17 protein-coding genes are annotated in these 20,032 nt (G+C 59.5%); 8 read left to right on the forward strand and 9 right to left on the reverse strand.

Going from position 1 to position 20,032, the window contains the following annotated elements:
- Positions 1-4: 4 nt before the first annotated feature.
- From AC6FTP_RS01200 to AC6FTP_RS01230, 7 genes are read left to right on the forward strand one after another with little or no spacing between them, the layout of a single operon-like run.
- On the forward strand, positions 5-667 hold the full coding sequence (locus AC6FTP_RS01200) for a cyclase family protein (protein WP_497201251.1): 663 nt from the start codon (positions 5-7) through the stop codon (positions 665-667).
- 16 nt (positions 668-683) lie between these two features.
- Entirely contained in the window at positions 684-938 is a 255-nt protein-coding gene (locus AC6FTP_RS01205) for an acyl carrier protein (protein WP_497201252.1), read from the forward strand.
- Entirely contained in the window at positions 935-2,098 is a 1,164-nt protein-coding gene (locus tag AC6FTP_RS01210) for a class I SAM-dependent methyltransferase (protein ID WP_497205074.1), read from the forward strand. Before AC6FTP_RS01205 ends, AC6FTP_RS01210 begins: the two co-directional genes overlap by 4 nt.
- Positions 2,095-4,221 carry a DUF4910 domain-containing protein gene (locus AC6FTP_RS01215; protein ID WP_497205075.1) on the forward strand — a complete coding sequence of 709 codons (2,127 nt, stop codon included), beginning with the start codon at positions 2,095-2,097 and terminating at the stop codon, positions 4,219-4,221. The genes AC6FTP_RS01210 and AC6FTP_RS01215 overlap by 4 nt, the downstream gene beginning before the upstream one ends.
- 14 nt (positions 4,222-4,235) lie before the next feature.
- A complete protein-coding gene (locus tag AC6FTP_RS01220) occupies positions 4,236-4,901 on the forward strand; it encodes an LbetaH domain-containing protein (protein WP_497205076.1) in 666 nt (221 codons plus the stop codon).
- A 5-nt stretch (positions 4,902-4,906) separates the two neighbouring features.
- A complete protein-coding gene (locus AC6FTP_RS01225) occupies positions 4,907-6,709 on the forward strand; it encodes a hypothetical protein (protein ID WP_497205077.1) in 1,803 nt (600 codons plus the stop codon).
- Positions 6,706-7,680, forward strand: a complete 975-nt coding sequence (locus tag AC6FTP_RS01230) for a glycosyltransferase family 9 protein (protein WP_497205078.1) — start codon at positions 6,706-6,708, stop codon at positions 7,678-7,680. The genes AC6FTP_RS01225 and AC6FTP_RS01230 overlap by 4 nt, the downstream gene beginning before the upstream one ends.
- Before the next feature lie 6 nt (positions 7,681-7,686).
- Here the strand turns inward: AC6FTP_RS01230 and AC6FTP_RS01235 are convergent, their stop codons facing one another.
- From AC6FTP_RS01235 to AC6FTP_RS01265, 7 genes are all read right to left on the reverse strand, one after another.
- Positions 7,687-8,487, reverse strand: coding sequence for an SDR family oxidoreductase (locus tag AC6FTP_RS01235; protein ID WP_497205079.1), 801 nt, complete (start codon positions 8,485-8,487; stop codon positions 7,687-7,689).
- On the reverse strand, positions 8,484-9,194 hold the full coding sequence (locus AC6FTP_RS01240; RefSeq protein WP_497205080.1) for an acylneuraminate cytidylyltransferase family protein: 711 nt from the start codon (positions 9,192-9,194) through the stop codon (positions 8,484-8,486). The genes AC6FTP_RS01235 and AC6FTP_RS01240 overlap by 4 nt, the downstream gene beginning before the upstream one ends.
- Positions 9,191-10,159: a Gfo/Idh/MocA family protein gene (locus AC6FTP_RS01245; RefSeq protein ID WP_497205081.1), complete on the reverse strand. Its 969-nt coding sequence runs from the start codon at positions 10,157-10,159 to the stop codon at positions 9,191-9,193. The genes AC6FTP_RS01240 and AC6FTP_RS01245 overlap by 4 nt, the downstream gene beginning before the upstream one ends.
- Positions 10,156-10,890, reverse strand: a complete 735-nt coding sequence (locus AC6FTP_RS01250) for an LbetaH domain-containing protein (protein WP_497205082.1) — start codon at positions 10,888-10,890, stop codon at positions 10,156-10,158. Before AC6FTP_RS01250 ends, AC6FTP_RS01245 begins: the two co-directional genes overlap by 4 nt.
- An 89-nt stretch (positions 10,891-10,979) precedes the next feature.
- Positions 10,980-12,743, reverse strand: coding sequence for a hypothetical protein (locus AC6FTP_RS01255; protein WP_497205083.1), 1,764 nt, complete (start codon positions 12,741-12,743; stop codon positions 10,980-10,982).
- A gap of 24 nt (positions 12,744-12,767) precedes the next feature.
- Positions 12,768-13,778 (reverse strand): hypothetical protein, encoded by a 1,011-nt coding sequence (locus AC6FTP_RS01260; protein WP_497205084.1) that lies wholly within the window; start codon positions 13,776-13,778, stop codon positions 12,768-12,770.
- Positions 13,779-13,809: 31 nt separating this feature from the next.
- The gene (locus AC6FTP_RS01265; RefSeq protein WP_497205085.1) at positions 13,810-14,943 is read right to left on the reverse strand and encodes a glycosyltransferase family 4 protein; all 1,134 of its coding nucleotides are present in this window, start codon (positions 14,941-14,943) and stop codon (positions 13,810-13,812) included.
- A 140-nt stretch (positions 14,944-15,083) separates the two neighbouring features.
- On the opposite strand from AC6FTP_RS01265, the gene AC6FTP_RS01270 reads away from it, so the two are divergent.
- On the forward strand, positions 15,084-18,065 hold the full coding sequence (locus AC6FTP_RS01270) for a PSD1 and planctomycete cytochrome C domain-containing protein (protein WP_497205086.1): 2,982 nt from the start codon (positions 15,084-15,086) through the stop codon (positions 18,063-18,065).
- A gap of 2 nt (positions 18,066-18,067) precedes the next feature.
- Here AC6FTP_RS01270 and AC6FTP_RS01275 read toward each other — a convergent pair whose 3' ends face one another.
- Positions 18,068-18,778 (reverse strand): hypothetical protein, encoded by a 711-nt coding sequence (locus AC6FTP_RS01275; protein WP_497205087.1) that lies wholly within the window; start codon positions 18,776-18,778, stop codon positions 18,068-18,070.
- On the reverse strand, positions 18,775-19,890 hold the full coding sequence (locus AC6FTP_RS01280) for an NHL repeat-containing protein (protein ID WP_497205088.1): 1,116 nt from the start codon (positions 19,888-19,890) through the stop codon (positions 18,775-18,777). Before AC6FTP_RS01280 ends, AC6FTP_RS01275 begins: the two co-directional genes overlap by 4 nt.
- Positions 19,891-20,032: the final 142 nt, after the last annotated feature.

Below are 20,032 nucleotides of genomic sequence, written 5' to 3' on the forward strand. Positions count from 1 at the left end.
TCCCATGCGCATCATCGACCTCAGCTATCCCATTCACGAAGGCATGACCACCTTTCCGGTGCATTGGCACCCCGTCGTGGAGATCACCCAGCTCGGCCGTTTTGGCATCGAGAATCGTGAAACACGGAAGATCACGATGGGCACCCATTGCGGCACGCACATTGATGCTCCCCGCCACTTCATTCCCAACGGCCCGACCATCGACCAGATCAAGCTCGAGTGGCTGGTGGGACCAGCGCGAGTGCTGAACTTCACGCCTGTGACTTTACCAAAGCAGGAGTTCGGTGTGGAAGACTTCAAGCAGCGTTTGGGCGATGACAAACCCGAGCGCCTGATCCTGCGCTTCGACTGGTCGGATCACTGGGGCACGATGAAATACTACACCGAACAGCCCTACATTACGGAGGAAGCAGGCCACTGGCTCGTCGAGCGCGGCGTCCGCGTGCTGGCCATGGACACGCCGCAGGTGGACAGCCCCGACAATGGCCGCACGGGTCCGAAAGACTCGCCGCTGCACAAAATCATGCTGTCCGCAGGTGTGGTCTTTGTTGAATACTGCACCAATCTTCGCCAAATCTCCCGCCCCGATGTCGAACTCGTCGTCCTGCCCTTGAATATCCTGGGCTCCGATGGTGCTCCGGCACGGGTCATTGCCATCGAACGCTGATCTCCACTCACTCCTCATGAACGTCACTCAAACTGTCCTCGAATTTTTTGACTCCCGCGGCGGACTTCCTGGCTCTACCCAGGATGAAAAACTGGCCTGCGCCTACCTGGACGCCAAGATCATCGACAGCATGGGCATCATCGACATGGTCTCGCACTTCGAAGACAGCTTTGGCATCCGCTTTGAAGCCGACGACCTCCAGTCCGAGGAATTCCAAACCGTGCGCGGTCTGATCAGCGTGATCGAAAAACTCCGCGCCACAGCCGCATGAGCCAGATTTGTCCCGACATCATTTCCTTCCCGGAATCTCCGGCCACGCACCCAGACCGCTGGGTGCTCATGAATGTCCACACTCGCCAGTGTCTCGGTGCCGGGCCTGAGGTGCTGGCTGTATTGGCCGAACCAGATGTCGTGACCACAGCCACCTATCGCGTGTGGAAGATCTGGCGCTTCTCCCACATCGACGGACTCCTGGCCGATCCCTCCCGCTACAAGCGCGACGGCGCCACCTGGGGTGCACCGGAGGTAGTGGATCATGCCACACTGGTGAAGTTGTTGAAGGATCAGTGCCTGCTCATTGATGATCTCGAAGCCTATCGCGCACGTTTTGATTTCAAAAAGACCCTGCTCGACCGCCAGCGCTTCGGCACCTACCACCAGCAGCTCGGTCAGCACCTCATCGCCTTCGAGCGGCGTGACCCATCCGCCTGGTGGCTGGAGCAAAAGTTCACACCCGACCTCGCTGCCATCCGTCAGGACAATCTTTACGGTGCCGTGCAGGATCGCTTCCTTGATGAATGGCTGCCGAAACGCATGACTCCGGGGCTTCGCGTGCTGGACCTCGGTTGCGGAGCCGGAACCATCGCTCAAAAAATGGCGCGCCTCGGTGCCAGCGTGCTCGGCGTGGACCCCAATCCCGACTACATTCGGCTGGCGACAGAGCGTGCCGAAGGCGATGCGACCTTCCAAGTGCTCGACCTGAACACTCCGGGCGCACTCGATGCTCTGCCAGCAGCTTCGTTCGACTGCATCTACATGAGCGATGCGCTGCTGTTCTACTTCGTGCCTTATGAGCCCGGCAAGCCGCTCGATCTCGCCCGCTTCATCGCGGATGTGAAACGCCTGCTCAAGCCCGGCGGCAGCTTCCTTTCCCTGGAACCGCACCCCGTCTTCTATGTGCAGCCTTGGCTCGGAGATCCAGCACGGCCCTTCACGGTGATGTCGGAGTATCTGCACACGCACTGGCGCATCAATCCCCCGCTTGCCGTGCTGGCTCGTCCCTTCCTCGAAGCTGGATTTGTCATCACCGGTGTGGAAGAACCCGCATCGCAGCGGGACAACCCGCAGGTGCCGCAGCGGGATGCCGCTTTTGCCAGTGAGTTCCCGGTCTGGCTGCTGCTGGAAATGAAGCTTGAGACGGCGCAGGCATGATGAGCAGCCCAACCTATCATTACACCAAGGCAGATCTCGTCAGCGCATTGCGTGCGGCGGGTGTGGCCGAGGGAGATGTAATCTTTGTTCACGCCAGCCTGGGGCGCCTTGGCTACTCCGAACGTGGCCGCACCATGCAGGATGCCTGTTCCGTGGCTTTGGAAGCATTGCTCGAAGCCCTGGGCAGCACCGGCACGCTGCTCGTCCCGACCTACAGCTACTCCATCGGCAAAGGCGAGGTCTATGATCCTGATTCTACCCCATCGACTCTCGGCGACTTTACAGAGCACGTGCGCCTGCAACCAGAGGCCATCCGCTCCGCCGATGCGATGCTGGCCGTCAGTGGCATCGGCCCCGAGGCAGCCAGTCTGCTTCAAAATCTGCCGCGCACCTGCTACGGGCCTGGAAGCATTTACGACAGGCTCCACGATCGTGGCGGCAAGATCGTGATGCTGGGCCTGGACCTCTTCTGGGCCACCTACCGTCACTACATCGAAGAGCGCGCCAACGTTCCGTTTCGATTCAAAAAGCTATTCACCGGCACGGTCCGTCAGCAAGGCAGCGAGACTCGCCAGACATGGATCTACTCCTGCGCTCCGCGATTGGACAACTGCGCCCCGAATGGCATCGCATTGGGAAAACTCGCTCGTGACCGCGGCCTGAGTGCTTCAGTCAAAGTAGGGCGTGGTGAAGTCTGTGTCATCGGAGCCCGTGAGTATGCTCAACTTGGCATTGAAGTCTTCGCCCAAGACCCGTGGAACTCGGCCAAAGGACCACCTTTGACGACAGCGGAGATCATCGCCCTCGAAGATGCTCGGACATCCAGCCAGGCGGAGATCATTTCGTTGCCAGAAAATGCCAGCATGGAGCAGATGCTCACGACACTGGCCCCATTAAAGCGCGACATCGTCTCCGCAGGCTATGACAGCGCCCTGAATGCACTTGCCGGACAGTTGCCGATGACTCTTCATGAGTTCGCCAGTGGCACGGAATGCTCCACCTGGATTGTGCCGGAGAAATGGACCTGTCACGAGGCAGCGCTGCAAACCCTCGATGGGCGCTCGCTTTTCTCTACCAAGGATCATGCGCTGCATGTCGTGTCCTACTCCATGCCATTCGACGGTGTCGTGAGTCGTGAGGAACTGCTGAAGCATCTGCATGTGCATCCACGTCTGGAGGACGCTGTGCCCTTCGTCTTCAAATACTACCAGCGTGACTGGGGCCTCTGCTGCACTCAGAACCAACGCGCAGCCCTCACGGAGGATGAGTATCGCGTCATCATCCGCACAGACACCAGCTACAGCCATCTGAAGGTGGGCGAGGTGATCGTTCCCGGTCAGTCAGACGCGAGCTTTGTCCTCTGCGCGCACCTTTGTCATCCAGCCCAGGCCGCCGATGATCTCGGCGGGGTCGTTGTCGGCATGGAAGTCATGCGCCGACTGCGCACGAGGAAGAACCTGCGCTACACCTATCGCTTCCTCATTTTGCCCGAGACCATTGGCTCAGCGGCGTGGCTTTCACGACATTCCCATCTGATTCCGAAGCTTCATGGTGGCCTCTTTTTGGAGATGCTCAGCCTGCCTCATGCACCAGCGTTGCAGATGCCCTTCGATGAGCAGACTCCCGCTGCCCGTGTCTTGAAGGCAGCTTTTGAAAAAGGGTCCACTGGTGGCTGGTGCGGTGCCTACCGCAGCATCATCGGCAACGATGAACGTCAGTTCAACGGTCCCGGCGCGCGAGTGCCGATGCTCTCGCTCTCTCGCGTGTTGCCGCGCTCCCATCCCGAGTGGCCCTATCGCGAATACCACTCTTCGGAGGATGATGTCGCCCATGCTTCGATCACGCATCTCGAAGCCAGCGTGGAACTGGTGATGCAGATGATCGAAGCCTGGGAGGCCAATCAGATTCCCCTGCCCCGCTTCACCGGAGAGGTCTTCTGCTCACGCTACGGCATCCACATCGATCCCACGGCACAGCCCGAACTTCATCGCCACTTTTTCAGCATCATGGACATGATCGACGGACACCAAACTGTGTCAGAGATCGCCGCGTGCTGTCAGACCAGCCTCGAAGCCGTGGAGGAAAGTCTTGCCATCCTCCGGCATCACGATCTCGTTTGCTGAACCATGCCGAGCTTATGACGACATCGCTTCCCATCCCCAGGCTGGCTGGCTACATCGCTCGCCAGATCAATCACTTCTTCCCAGATGACAGTGATGTGTCCGAGTCCCTGATCCTGCCGCTGCTGGAAAAAATCCTGCCAGAGGTCGAAGCGAGCATGTCCATGTATCACAATCCCGGATTCTGGCGCGAGGGTGAAGTTCGGCTGAACCATCTGCATGGCGATCAATACGCCTTTCTCCTCTACAAACTCGGGCATGAGGCGAGCAAGGAAGGTCCGACTCATCGTGAGTTGATGGACAAGTCCTACCTCTTGAACAAGGCGCTGCATGGACTGGACCTCTACCCGCAGGTGCAACTGCCACAGGCATGCTGGCTCGCCCATCCCGTCGGCAGCGTCATCGGCAGAGCCACCTACCAAGGCCCATTGGTCGTGATGCAGGGCTGCACCATCGGCAATCGCGCGGGCAACTATCCAGTGATTGGCAGCCAGGTCGTCTTGTGCGCCCAGACCACTCTCATCGGTGCTTGCGAGATCGGCGACAATGTCTGCATCGGTGCCGGCAGTCTGCTGGTGAATGAAAAAGTGCCCTCGAACTGCACCGTCGTCGGACGCACACCCAATCTTCGTATCATCCCACGCCGCCCGATCATTCTGGACACGGTGTTCCGTTCCGCCTGAGCCTCATGCCACTGACCCTCTTCATCACCGGAGCCCTCGCCCCCAAGGCCATGGAGCGCCAGTTGGCCCAAGAAAAAGGCGACATGGTGGTGCTTGAGTATGACACACTGCTGGATCGTTCGCGCTATCCCCAAGTGCGCGAGTGGCTGAAGACGGCGGACTTTGTTTGTTATCAGGAGATCGAGGCCATGCGAGGTCAGGTGGCTCAGCTCATGTCCCACTTCTTGAAGCATCGCCCTGAGCTGGGTGATCTTCCGGGAGACTCCGCCATGAGGCGTGCCGCACTCCAGGGCTCCTTTCAGGACTCATGCTTCACCTACATTCTGAACTCCAAAGTGCGCGACTGCCTTTGGGAGCGCTTTGCTTTTGATCGCATCGTTCTCACACCGGGCAGTGGAGTGAACTTCGAGTTCTGGCGCGGTGTCGCTGCAACAGGCGGGCTGGAGTTGGTCGTGCTTGAACCCGAATGGCACGGACGCAGTCTGGCGCGTCGATTCGAGCGCTGGCGCTACAAACGGATCAACAAAGCGAGAGCTGCGCAAGCCTCCGCCACTCAACCGCAGGCACCTCGTCCTGTCGATGGATTGCCGCTCGCCGTTTGTGTCAGCAAGCGCATGACCCATTTGCTAAAATTGGAGACGCAGGCACCAAGCTTCCGCATCATCCCGGCTTCTTTGGCTGATTTGGGAACGCCAGATGCAGCCGTGCTGGCACACGAGAAAGAAAGATTCAGTACCTGGTGGCAGGCATGGAAACAGGCCGTGTTGTCACCTGCCTGTATCAAGGGAGCGGAGCCATCATTGGCACCGTTTCAAGGTGTGTTCGAGCGCATGGGAATCCACTACACCGAGCAGGTGTATCCGCGCTGGGCTGCCTTGAAAAGGAATGCGATGACCTGGCTCGAAAGGCATCGACCTGCCCTGGTCATTGCTGACATGCAGATCAACGAGGAAGAGGTCATCTGGTGTCTGGCCGCCTCTGAGATGAGCATTCCCGTGGCGGCCTACACATACGACTGTCTGGTGGACCCGCTCATCACCTACTGCCCGGACTTCCTTCTGATCGACGGAGCACGAGGCATGTCACGCGTTCTCCGAGCTGGCTATCCTACCGACCGGTTGATCGACGTGCGCTGCCATCGCATCCCCGTCACACCACCGCGCACAGAGAGCGAAATCGAAGCCTTCTTCACGAATCGCCGCCCCTTTGCACTCTGTGCGGACACCATGTCGATGATCAATGATCCGCAGGCCAGCCTGCGTCTTTATCAGACACTCGTCGCTGCGGCACGCAGACTACCGAGCATCGACTTCGCGGTGAAGTATCATCCTTTGCGCACACCAAAATCCGAAGAGCGCAGCTTTCTCGGCATGGATGAAACCGAGGTGCAGATCAAGACACGCTTCATTCGCTCACTGCGCCCGCCTTCCAACTTCCACATCCTTCCTCCAGAAGCCTCCATGGAGGAATGTTTGAAGAAAACGTCCATCCTGATCAACACGATCTCGCTCACAGGACAGGAGGCGTTTCACATGGGCATACCGGTCATCTTCATGTCGAGGCATGAGCCTGACTCCATCATCTTCCCCAACATGGAAGCCTGGATGAAGCCGCTCTATGTGGACACGGCGGATGAACTCGTCGCCGCAATGAGCCAACTGGTCGAGTCGCGTGAGTTTCGCCATGCCCAGATCGCCCAGCAGCATCACTATCAGCAGAAGTATTACTGGGCTTCCCAGGTCACGCTGACGAACGGAATCAACGAAGCGGCCAGACGCGCGAAGCAGATGCCTTTGTATCCGCCATGAATCCTACCAGCAACGATTCCATTCCCGCACAACAGGACCGCTTCGCCATCGTGAGTGACAAGCAGCTCGGTGATGTCACGCTGCTGGAACCCACGACCCGTCTGCTGAAGGCACGCTCGGGGCAACCCACCGCCCTGTTCGTCAATGAAGCCTTCAGACCTCTTGTCGAACTCATGCCGGACGCGACCTGGGGACCAGATTTGAAAGAACGCTTCGGCTGCCTGTGGGCGACTTCATGGAGCTCACGTGTGATCATGCGTGGCTGGAAAGTGCGTGCGCGCCGGAGATGCCTGCTGGTTAACCAGGAGCGCCATGTTCGCTGGTGGTATCGGCTGCTTTACAGCCAGGTGCAGATCACATCGATCCGGGATGAATACTGGTCGCACTACTTCTGGCGTGCCCTCGGTGGCGAGCCGGAAGCCTTTCGCAGCCCGCAGTTGCTTCAACCTCCTGAATCCTGGCGACATCCCGAACTTCCTGAGGGCCCGTTCGTCCTCATCAATCCCACCGCAGCTTGGCCAAACAAATACTGGCAGCCGGAATCCTGGGTGCAGTTGATGCAAGGGGAGACGTCCATCAAAGGTCTGCCATGGGTCATGACAGGCGGTGGATCAGCCGTCGAGCGCGAGCACTGCGCAGCCATCGCCTCCGCAGCACCCTCCGGTTTGGTGGATCTCGCGGGGAAGACCTCGCTGAAGCAGTATCTCCATGCCTTGAGCCGTGCCAGCCTCGTTCTATGTGTGGATGGCGCAGCCTCCCATCTTGCCCAGGCTTTTGGTGTGCCTGCGATCACTCTCTTCGGGCCGGTCTATCCTGCCAAGTGGCATTGGCCGACGCCGAAGCACCGTTCGCTCAGCGCCTTCTTCCTCTCCGAGGCGAGACCGTTGCTGACCTCCACGATCACGCCTGAAACAGTGGTTTCTGAAGTGAACAACCTGCTGCGGGAATTCCCTGAAATCATTCAGCCCTGATTGAAGTCACCAGGCGGTCCAGCCGCCATCGACGACGAGGTTGTGTCCCGTGACATAGGCGGAAAGATCACTCGCCAGGAATGCTGCCGCACCTTTGAAGTCCTCCTCGCGCCCCATTCGTCTCATCGGTGTGCGGCGCTCATAGCGCTCCACAAAGGTATCGCTCTGACCACGGGCAATGCCGCCTGGAGTCAACGCGTTGACGCGCACACGCGGGGCGAGCAGGGCGGAGAAATGTCGAGTGAGCTGATTGAGCGCGCCTTTGACGGCACAATACGCCGAGGGTGTCTGCATGGAGGTGCCTTCGTAAAGAGCGCTGTCCGGTGCCACGAGGCCATAGATGGACGAAACAAAAATGATGGAGCCATGACCCGAGGCTTCCAAGTAGGGCCGTGACTCCTGCACCAGCACGAAAGCCGAATCCAAACCCACGCGCATCGCCATCTGCCAGGCTTCCAGACTTTGAGATTCAAACGGCACTGCCCAGCCTTGTACTCGGTCAGTGCCGACAAGCGAGGCTGCGTGAATGACGATGTCCAATCGGTCATGTCGCGAGGCTGCGGCATTCACTGCGGCACGCGTTGCGGTGGCATCCGTCAGATCGGCGGTCACGGCAAAGGCAGACACACCCTTGGCTTCCAGCGACTTCACGGATGCCTGACATTTGTCTTCATTCAGATCCAGCAGGGCGATGGTGGCACCGCACTCGCCCAAAGCTTCCGCCATGGCCATGCCGAGATGTCCGGCACCGCCGCTTATGAGGGCGACACGGCCTTTGAGATTCGAAAGTTCAGCCAGAGTTCTCATGCGTTGCCGTTCATTTGTTTGCGCTTCATCAGCAGTTCCACCACGTCCCAGTCCATCTCACTGTCGATGTCCCACGAGCGCTCCTCGGGCATGACATAAAGTGCTGTTCCTGGATGGAAGAGTCGATTGTCTGCCGCCAATACATCGCGCTGCCAGACATAGATTGAGGCATTCATGTCATAGCAGGGCGGCGCATCCTGTCGGCGCAGGACGCCACCGGGAATACTTTTGGCGACATTGATCTCCCCATCGGCGGCGCGTTCGATGAGATTGAAATAGGGCGAACGTCGCGCGTGCATGGCGGTCAGCACATTGGGGACGCCATCTTTCAGCAACGCAACCGCGGCACGCACATCCTCCGGCTCGCGAAGAGGCGAGGTGACATCGAGGTCCACGCCGATGTCACAGGTGAATCCAAGACGCTTCTCCATCTCCAAAATGGCATGTCGGATGGCAGGCACCTTGCCGGCTGTATCGCTGGCCAGATCCGCCGGACGCAGCAGCGTCTCCACTCCAGGAATCTCCGCCGCGCAGGCCAGGATCTCCTCCGAATCACTGCTGGCCACGATGGCCGTGAAGATGCCGCTGGCGACTGCATGCCTGAGCGTATGCTGGATCAGCGGCACGCCGAGCATGAGTCGAGTATTCTTTCCCGGCACTCCCTTGGAGCCACCGCGCGCGCATACGGAACAAATGATTTTCTTCATGAAGTGAACAGAGGATTAAACATCCAGGATTGTGTGGCGAGAGAGTTTTCTGCCGCTTTGATCAAATGCAGCACCGCCAGTCCTTCCTGGCAGGAGCAAAGCGTCTCAGGGTTGTCAGTCAGCCAGTCCTGATCCTGCGCACGATAGGTGAAGTTGCGTTCCGCTTTCCAGCTCTGCACCACCTGGCCGTCGCAAAGCAGTCTGCCACCGACCACATCCGCCTCCCAGGTGTGCCTGCGGGTATGCACCAAGATAAAACGACGTGGCACACGATCCAGATAGTTGATCTCCACGCCAACCTTCCGACAACGGGCGGACTCCAGCCAAAGTCCCACGGTGTCTTCCGACTGGAGTTCCAGTTCACTCAACTGCCCGCCATGCGCGACGAGCTTTTTCCAGGGGCCAAACAGCCACAGTGCCAGATCGAGTTCGTGGCTCAGATCTCTGAGCACACCGCCACCCTGCTCTCTGAAAGCAGAGTAGGACTGGCGATAGTCACTGCCCGGCCTCCAGGTCGGCAGATACTGGCCGCAGTAGATCTGCGCAGACACAGGTTCTTCATCGACCAGCGAGTTGCGGAGCGCCTGGATCACCGGATGAAAGCGCAGATTGTAGCCCACCACGATGCGCTGCTGCATCTCCTGCGTCAGCGCCTCGGGCAGTTCGCTGAAGAGCGGCTTCTCCACGAGAACTTTGCCATGGCATGACAACTCCTGAAGCCGTTGCAGCGTCGGATAATGATCGATGGTCCGGTTGGCGATGAGCACTCTATCTGGACGAAAGAGTTCCAGAGCCGCCCCGAGTTCGGAGAACGTTGTGACCTCTTGCGTCACCTGCTGGGTCACCACGGCCACCTCGCATCCGAGCTCGCGGAGCAGTTCGACATGACGACGACCAATGGAGCCGAGACCGATCACTAAAACTCGGGGCGAAGTTGGGGCATGTCCGGCGCTGGAAGTGTTCATGCCTGGTCGTTCGCGAAGATGTCGTTGGTGAGCCCGCCTGGGTTGTTTTTGATGATCAGATTTCGGTCCTGACCAAACACGATCGAGTGCGGCGGTATCTCCGCATCCTTCACGTAGCAGTTGGCGGACAGAATCACGTGATCACCGATCACAGACTTCCCCACCACCTTGGAGTTCGAGAGCATCGACACATGCCTGCCGATCACCGGATAAGCACCTTTGTTGCCGCCCACCGTCACACCTTGGGCAAAGAAAAAGCAGTCGCCGATCTGTGCACGCCCGATGACCGACGCCAGCGGATGCTCGACACAAAAGACCTCCGGCAAATCCACCTGATGAAACAGGTCCACGCCGTTGAGCGCCCGGTTCAGATAGTAAACGCGATCCGCCAGACCTCCCGCACCCTGCCTGGCCAACGTATGACTCAGGTAGTAGAGGAAGATGCAATACTGCCCCGAGTGAAAAGGGCTGAACCGGGCCGCACAATCCTGCTGGTAGCGCTTCAAAACGATGCGGCCGAAACAGTGGCTGACGCGATTCAAAGTGACTTCCAGCGCCGTCTGAAGTGGGCCTGCATCTGCGCTGGGATCGTATTCAAAGAGGTTCGTCAGTTGCCGCTCCACCAGCGCGAGAAGCCGTTCCCGACCATGCTCGATCACCATCGCTCCCGTCTCGATCCCTGCCCCGGACTGCGCGGGCGGCGGGGCTGTTTGAGCGGGATTGGAAGACATGAGATAGGGCGGCAGGCGGCACATCAGACCCGGACGGCGTCGGGCGTCAAGCTTTCTACCGTAGTCACCTCAGGAGACAAGTGCATGAGTCACTCGCGAGTTGCTGAAAGCGCCGCCTGAGCCAGATCAGGACCGCTTTGCCAGTAAAACCAATCCAGATAGCCAGCCTGAGCGGCCAGCTTCTGCCGGGCATGATCCAGGTTGTCGAAATTGGTGCGGATCAGCTCCACGAGCCGGTTCGTGGTCACGGCCACCTGCATCACGCCCATAGCATTCATGCGCGGATACAGCCCCTCTTCATCCCAGGGCTGGAGATAGATGACCGGGATGCGTTGGGCAAAGGCCTCCAGCCCCGCGTAGGACTGGATGTTGAGCAGGAGGTCCACGTTGGGCAGATGATCGGACAAACGCTCCTCCGGTGTCAGAAACACCACGTTGGCTGGCGGATTCAGGCTTTTGATGAACTCATCCTTCAGCCACAAGTTCATGTGATGCTGCCCGCTCAAATGGAATGTGGCTTCGGGACGCTCGCGCAGCGGATGATACTTGATCACAAAGTCATGCTCGGGCAGTTCCCGCGCCGCCTCGATCACACGCTGGTAGGCCCAAAGACTTAGCAGAGGCGAACTGCCCGCCACGATTCCCGAGTAGTAAGTATCAGCGAGCAGCAGTTGGCGGCGCTTCCGTGATGGCATGGGCTTTTCATCTCGCGCACGCGGCTGACGATGCGAGCGCACACGCACGAGTTGGGAGGTCTCGATACCCTTTTCCTGCGCCACTTCCCACTGCCGCATGTCATCGCACAAAACAAAGTCCGGCTTGAAGCAGAGTCGAGGCTCGATGTGGCAGTCGATCGTATAGACCGCCACAGGAATGCTCAGCTCCTGCGCCGCCACTCCCCACAAAAACTCCTGCCGTCCACGCATGGAGCCGAGCAGCACGCGAGTGGGACGGCCAGCCTTCATTGCCTCACGCGCCTGACGCAGCAGCAGGGCATGACGGGGGAAACGTTCACGGCTGAACCAGCGCCCCAGGTCCTCCAGAATCCAGTGGTCCGACATTGGGTCATCTTGCTGATGCGCATCCTTCCATACCTTCCACCACGCCTCCCACCATTCACCATAGGCGGCGCGTTGTTGTTCCAGTTCGTTCTTGTCGATGTCGGCAAAGCGCGGGCCGTTCACCCATCGCTCGGCTTGATCCGAGCGCGCCACGATTCCTTCCAATCGAGGGTCAGAGCACCAGCATTCACCGGGCTGCGTGCTGGCGTTCAGGCGCAGTGTAGGTGCAGTCGTCTGCTGCGTGCGCTGCTGGGAGCGTGAGCGCTGCCACTTCCGCTTCAGCAGCCAAAATAGCGGCGGCTTCTCACGATCGATGGAGAGCACCTCCACCGGCACACCGAGACTTTCACCGAGCTGACGAAAAGCCCGCAGGCTCACTCCCGCGCCCGGTGCCACGACAATGCGCTCCCACGGCCCCTGCCCTGCCAGCCTGCGCGCATACTCCAGGCACACCACATGCGGTCCCACGATCCGCCAGGCCTCGATGCTCATGCAGGATGCCCGGAAGCTTCGGCCCGTCTCCAGTCCGGGGACACTCGCATGATCTTCGAGAAACTGATCCAGCACATGATCCGTCCGCGCCTGCATCTCCGCAGCCTCCTGCTCCGGCAGCAAAGGCGGGATCGTCATCACCGCCGCACACCGGTGGCGCAGGGATTCAGGCAGATAGCCGTCCACCTCCAGCACCACCGTTCGGCTCCAGTCGGACACCGCCTTCATGAGGTGCTTACGGCCAGAGGCACCCAACACCAGCAGCGTCTTCGCCCCGGCACTTTTGGGATCATCGTTCATCGCCGACATACAAATGGATAGGCTCTAGGATTCCTTCCCGCGCAGCCTGCTCTTGAGGCGTTCCAGCTTGTGAGCAAAGCGCAGGATGCCCGACTCGCGCTCTGCCAGTTGGGACTGCACCAGCATCTTCACCAGCATCGGAGTCAGCTTATCCTCCTCAGCTTCCGTCGCGGCACTTTCCACAGGTTCAGGGAAGAGCGACTCCCCTGCTAGCAGATGGCTGAAGTAATCCCGCCGCACGGCTGCATTCGAGTCCGCACAGGCGGCCAGGATCTGGCGGCGCGAATCGAGATCCAGATACGAGTAGTTCTGCGAAAAGGGCTTCGGGCTGAGCTTTTGCAGCATCTTGCGCAGTTGCTTCTTCTCCGCCGCATCGAACTGCGGATTGCACTTCCGCGCCAGTTCCAGTGCCTCACGGGAATAGCCCACATTCGGCGTCGAGGCCGCGTTCTTCTCCGTCACGTCCTCCGGCTTGATACCCACGATCTCACAGAAGTCATGCAGCAGGCTCTCAGGCTTCGGATAGAAGTCCGAGTGGTAGCGCCTCACGATCATGTTCTCGCGGCCAAAGACGCCCGAGTAGGTCTCCAGCAGCCGGTGCCAGTTCATCCGCTCCGGCTGGATCTGCTGCAAAAACGCCTGAAAGCTCAGCGAGCCCCCCTGATGGATCATCTGCGTGTACATCGACTCGATGAAGTCATCCTGACGGCGCAGATACACGATGATCTTCGGATCAAAGTCCGCCGTGATGTCCCGCACACGCTCCGCCATCATCTGCGCATCCGCATAGCCGGACAAAGGCTCGCCGCTGAAGCGTTCGTTGCTCAAAAGATACTTCGTCGAGGCATCCGCCGTCTTGTGGGAATGGAAGAGCGCCACCAGCCGCTGCACATCCTCGGTGCCCCAGGAGGCGCGGGAGATGTCCTCATGATAGAGCAGGCGGACCAGCCCTTTGGCACCGGACAGGAGAGCGCGCTGGATGGCGGTGGAGCCCGTCTTGTGCGTGCCGATGTGGATGAAGATTCTGGGTTTCAATCGGGAGATGGAGTGAGAAGTGAATGAATCCTTAACGTCGTGTCACCGGAAGCTGCAACCGAGTTCGCAGAGCTTCCAGATGCGCTGTCAGGGAGAAGAGACCCTGCGCGCGCTTTTGCAAAGCCTCCGCCTCGGCGGCCAGACGCGCAGGATCACGCAGCAGAGCGTCCATCTTCTCCACCAGCAGTGTCGGCTGGAAGTCCGCACTCACAAAGAGCGGCTGATGCGGCCCGAAGATGTCCTCCGCCCCTTCGCAGGGATACATGAAGCAGGGGCGACCCGCCAGACAGGACTCCATCACCGAGCCCGGCAGCGCCTCGCGCAGGCTTGTCAGCAGACAGATCTCGGCCAGATCAAAGAGCGCGCGGATGTCCGAGAAGTTCCCCAGCATCACCACCCGATCCTGCACGCCGCACTCACGCATCGCCGCCTGCATCTCCGGCTTGTAGTCCGCATCACAGTCCCCTGCCACGATCAGCCCGAAGTCCGCGTAGCCGCGATCCATCAGCCCGCGCAGCACACGCACCGCATCCGTCTGCTTCTTCCGCGCCTGCACACGACCGATCACCAGCAGCCAGCGCTTCACCTCCGGGTTCGTGCCCGCCATCTTCGCCTGAAGCTGAGCCCGCGACTCCGCCCGCGTCGGCGGCAGCAAAACCGCATCCAGGAAGACATGCATCCGCTGCTTCAGCTCCGGGTCGATGTCCAGCCCACGGGCGATCTTCAGCGACGATGGCAAAATAAGCTCGTTGTCTTGAAGGCGATACTTCCGCGCCTTCACCGCATCCGCGATGCCATCCCGCAGGATCGCAGCGGACTTCCCTCCGAGATGTCGGGCCAGTGCCGCCGCGTGCGGCGCCCACCACATCTCATTGCTCACCACCCAGGCCGCCTGATCAAAGGGCAGCTTTTTCGCCAGCGCCCGCATCGCACCGGGAAAGCGCAGCCGCTCCATGAACTTCCGCCACTCCGGCAGCGGATGCACCGTCACCGGCACCCCGAGCTGCTCACAGCGCTCGGTAAATTCCCCCGTCTCCGAGGTCACCACATGCAGCCCGCAGTCCGTGCCCTGCTTCAGCGTGGTGAGCGTATCGAGCAGACGGTTTTTGGCACCGCCACGTCCGGCGGTTTTCTGAATGAAGACAAGGTTTTGCAGCTCAGGCACAGGAGATCAAAATGGGACGAGTGTTCCTTCACCCATCCCCAGAAAAACCACCCCTGGCAACCGCTGATTCATTCAGGACAGGCAGCGGCGTGGCGCTCGGCCAAGACAAATCTCCCTCCTGACCTCCGTTTAGCTTCCCGATGCTTCTCCGTCTCTCCGCCATCTTTCTCATAACCTCTGCGAGCGCCGCCGATTTCTCGCGCGACATCCAGCCCCTCTTTGCCGAGCACTGCCTGGAATGCCACGGCCCCGATGGCAGCAAAGGTGGGCTCGTTTTGACCTCACGCGAGGCCGCACTGAAGGAACTGAAAAGCGGTGCCAAAGGCATCGTTCCAGGCGATGTCGCTGCCAGCACGCTGATCGAGCGAGTCATGACGCATGATCTCGAAGACCGCATGCCGCCAAAGGCCAAGAAGCCGCTCAAGGCATCCGAGATCGAGCTGCTGAAAGCCTGGATCAAAGATGGCGCGAAGTTTGACCTGCACTGGGCCTACAAGCCGGTCATTCAGCCGAAGGTCGAAGGCAAAGGACATCCCATCGACTCTTTTGTTCACGCCAAGCTCTCCGAGAAGAAAATCACCCCATCGCCGGAGGCTGATCGCCATACGCTCATCAAGCGCGTGCATTACGATGTGCTTGGCCTGCCGCCGACGATTGCGGAGGTCGATGACTTCCTCTCGGACAAGTCCCCGAAAGCCTACGAAGCCATGGTGGATCGTGCGCTGTCGAGTCCCCACTATGGCGAGCGCTGGGGCCGCCACTGGCTGGATGCCGCCCGCTACGCGGACTCCGATGGTTATGAAAAGGATCGTGCTCGTCCTGATGCGTGGCGTTATCGCGACTGGGTGATCCGCGCGGTGAATGATGATCTGCCTTTCGATCAATTCACGATCGAGCAAATCGCCGGCGACCTTTTGCCGGATGCCACGCCGGAGCAGGTCGTCGCAACCGCGTTTCATCGGCAAACGCTCACCAACACCGAAGGCGGCACGGATCAGGAGCAGTTCCGCATCGAGGCTGTGATGGACCGCACCGAGACCACCGGAGCCGTCTGGCTCGGGCTCACCGTCGGCTGCGCCCGCTGCCACACGCACAAGTATGATCAGATCACCCACAAAGAGTACTACCAGCTCTTCGCCTACTACAACAATGGCGACGAAGTGACCAAGCAGGTGCCCACCTCACCCGAAACATGGAGCGAGTATGAGAAAGCCAACGGCGACGCCGCGAAGAAGCTCGTGCCTCTGCAAAAGCAGCTTGATGCCGCCAAAGCAGCCCTGCCCACCAAGCTGCCCGAGTGGGAAAAAGCCGTGCAGGCAAGACTCGCTGAAGCTCGCAAGCTCAACACCAAGGCCACCTTCGCAGTACTGGAGATCAAGAACCTCGAAGCGAAGTCGAAAACCAAGTTCAAGAAGCTCCCGGACGGCTCTCAACTCGCCACAGGCAAGGCCCCGAAGACCGACACCTACACGCTCGAACTCGCGCCCACGACCAAGCCACTCGTCTCCATGAAACTGGAAGTGCTGCCGGATGATTCCCTGCCCTCCAAAGGCCCGGGACGAACTCCAAATGGCAATTTCGTGCTCAGCGAGTTCAAGCTGCTCCGAGGTCCAAATCTCGCCAAAGCCATTGAAGTGCCGCTGCACTCCCCCAAGGCCGACTTTGAACAAAAGGGCTTCGCCGCCAGCGCGACACTGGATGGCAACGAATCCACTGGCTGGGCTGTCGGTGGTCAAGCCGGCAAGCTACATCAGATCACTTTCCAGCTCATCGAACCCGTGGAGGCCGGCGAGAAGCTCTTCGTGCAACTCGATCAAAACTACACGAAAAACACCGAGCACACGCTGGGTTGCTTCCGCCTTCTCGGCAGCAGTCAAGTCACCGAGGAAAGCATCGCCCCGGGGGATGTGGTGAAGATCCTTGGCGAAGAACCTAAGCGCAGGAACCCCGTCGTGATCATGCCGCTCTGGGCTTGGCTGGAGAAGGTCGATCCCGAGGTCGTCGCGGCCACGAAAGCGCTCGAAGACGCCAAATCCAAACTACCCAAGCCACCACTCATGGATGCGCGAGTCATCGGTCAACGCAGTGCCAGTCCGAGATCCACGCATCTGCTTCATCGTGGCGACTTCCTCCAACCTGCCGAGGTAGTTCAGCCCGGCACTCTCGCGGTTTTGCCGAAGACCCTAGGCAGCACACGTCTCGACTTCGCGAAGTGGCTCGTGAGCGCTGAAAATCCACTGACACCGCGTGTCACCGTGAACCACATCTGGGGCAAGCTTTTCGGCGAAGGTCTCGTCTCCACCGCCGCCGACTTCGGCGTACGCGGAGCCAAGCCCACACATCCTGAACTGCTCGACTACCTCGCCTCCGAGTTCATGAAGCAGGGCTGGAGTCGCAAGAAACTTCTCCGCCTCATCCTGACCTCCGCCACTTACAAACAGGAGTCCAAACACCGTGCCGAAATGCTGGAGATCGACCCCAAGAACACGCTGCTCTGGCGCCAAAACCGCCTCCGAGTCGAAGGCGAGATCGTGCGCGACCTCACGCTCGCCGCTGCTGGATTACTGAGTCCCAAGATCGGTGGACCCAGCGTCTTCCCGCCCATGCCTGCGGACGTCGCCGCACTCAGCTATGCTGGAAATTTCAGTTGGAAAACCAGCCCTGGTCCAGATCGCTATCGTCGCGGCCTATACACTTTCTTTAAACGCACGGCTCCACATCCCGACCTGACCACCTTCGACTGTCCCGACGCCAACACCACCAATGTCAAACGCACCGTCTCCAACACCCCGCTTCAAGCCCTGACCACCCTGAATGCCGAAGCCTACGCCGAAGCAGCCCAAGCACTCGCCAAACGTGTACTGGAAGCCGCCAAGGATGACGAATCCCGGCTCAATCAAGCTCTCCGACTCTGCATCACGCGTCCTGGTAACGAGCGCGAACTCAAAGCCCTGAAAGCTCTCCTCGAAGAATCCCGCAGCTACTACCGCGGCCATCCAGATGAATCGAAAACCGCGCTCGGAACAAACTTCGCCGCAGGCATCTCCACTGAAGAAAACGCGGCCTGGGTAGCCGTGGCACGCATCGTTTTAAACATGGATGAATTCATCACCCGCGAGTGAGTTCACCCGAAAAAGGAAAAGATGCGCCGACGGAAGAGGGCGATGAGGCAGACGATGGTGCTGGTGCCAAGGGCAGGCCAGTAAGGTGAGACGATGGCGGCGGGTGATGAAAGAGTAACGACGGGCGAGACATCGCCCCCGAGCAGGAGGGTGGAGTGAAGTTCTCCCTGCGGGGGCTGCCGCCAGAGGAGAACGTCGTTGCGATTGCCTTTGGCGACGGTGAAGGAGATGTCCTGCGCATCAACTTTCCAGCGCCAGGTGCCGATCATGATCTGATGGGGCAATCCATCATCTGGCGGCTGGAGAGAGTCGGGCATGGTGTCCTCCCAACTGCTGCTGGATTCCAAAATCAGCGGCGCGAGATCGGTGAAGCGAGTGGTCTTTTCCCCATGCCGGACTTGCAACGCCTCCTGCAAGGCTGCGCGTGCTGCGGCTTCATCAGCGATCATCGGATTGCCGAGGTAGTCGATGCCGAGACGCAGCTCGATCAGGCTTTGATCCTCGATCAAATTCATCCGCGCCATGATGAACTCGGTGCCGTGAGCACAGACAAAAAGAGGGGCAAAGACGCAGGCAAAAAGAAGCAGGGGGCGGCCGGAAATGACGAATGACGAAATCCGAATGACGAACGGCAGACGGTTGAAAGTAAACAGGGGGAACTTAGCGGTTCCCCCTGCGGTGATTTGATGCGGTGCTGACGGACAGCGGATCATTTCTTGTTCCAGCGGAGCACGCGGCCCCACTTGTTCCATTCGGTTTCGAGGATGTTGCCGTCGTTATCGAAGGTGATGCCGTGCGGGCTGGTGACGATGCCTTTCTGCCAGTCCTTCGGAGCGATGCCTGGGGTGTTGGTCATGGTCGGATTCGTGCCGCACTCGGCGACCATCTTGCCCGCTTTGTCCCAGACGCTGACGCGTCCGGCGATCTCGGCGATGCAGACGAGGTCACCGTGGAAAGAGGCGGAACTCGGATTGCGCAGGTCAGTGGCGATGACGCCGAGCATTTTGCCATCAAGGTCGGTGTGGAGGATGCGCTTGTTGCCACGGTCGCAGCAGAAGACGCGGGCGGGCTCGAAGCGGGTATCGATGAAGATCTTGTGGGTGTTGGCGAAGTTGTAAGGGGCGACGGGGCCACCGAAGGTTTTCTTGAAGCTGCCATCACGGCCAAAGACGAAGATCCAGCTCTTGCCGTAACCATCGACGACATAGATGTCGCCATTCGGGGCGACATCGCAGTTCGTGAGCTTCAGGCCACCGCCTGAGGCGGCGACTCCGGGTTCTTTGGCGATGACCTTCTGGCTGCCATCGGCGAGCTTGAGGGTGATTTCAGTCTTGGATTCGGAGACCTTCACTCCGGAGGCGATCGGGGTGGTCTTCGGGCGGCCTTTGGCGTCTTTTTCACCGGTAGCTTTGGCAACGGTCACAAAGTCGCGCTGCTCAGCAGGAAAGGCGCTGGTGGGGATCTCCATGACGACGGTGCCATCAAGCTTGCACTTGATCACACGGGCTTCGCCGAGCACGGCGGCGAAGATGTATTCCGCACCTTCGTCTTTGCGGATGACGAAGCCATGAAGGGAGGCGGGAAGAGGCAGGGCTTTGATGAACTTACCGTCTTTGCCATAGACCTGAATGCCGGCGTTGGCTTCCTGGACACTGACATAGATGTTGCCAGCGGAGTCCACGGCGATCTCGCCATGTCCGTCACCAATGGTTTCTTTGCCGGGAGGCGGTGTGATGAAGTCGGGGACCGGATCGTAAGACACCTGGGCGGTGACGCTGCCGATCATGGCAAGGCTGGAGAGAATAAGGAGGGTGGTGCGCTGCATAGGAAGGCTATTTCAAACGATGCTGCCATGGGGAGTCAATCACGCAGGCATGAGGAATCCTGTTCTCTGCTGTGGAGGATGGCGCTTCCATCGAAAAAGAAACGGCGCATCCATCTGCTGGATGCGCCGTAACTAGAGGGAG

Origin of the sequence: Prosthecobacter sp. (assembly GCF_044378005.1) — a bacterium.
In the GTDB taxonomy this organism is placed as follows: domain Bacteria; phylum Verrucomicrobiota; class Verrucomicrobiia; order Verrucomicrobiales; family Verrucomicrobiaceae; genus Prosthecobacter.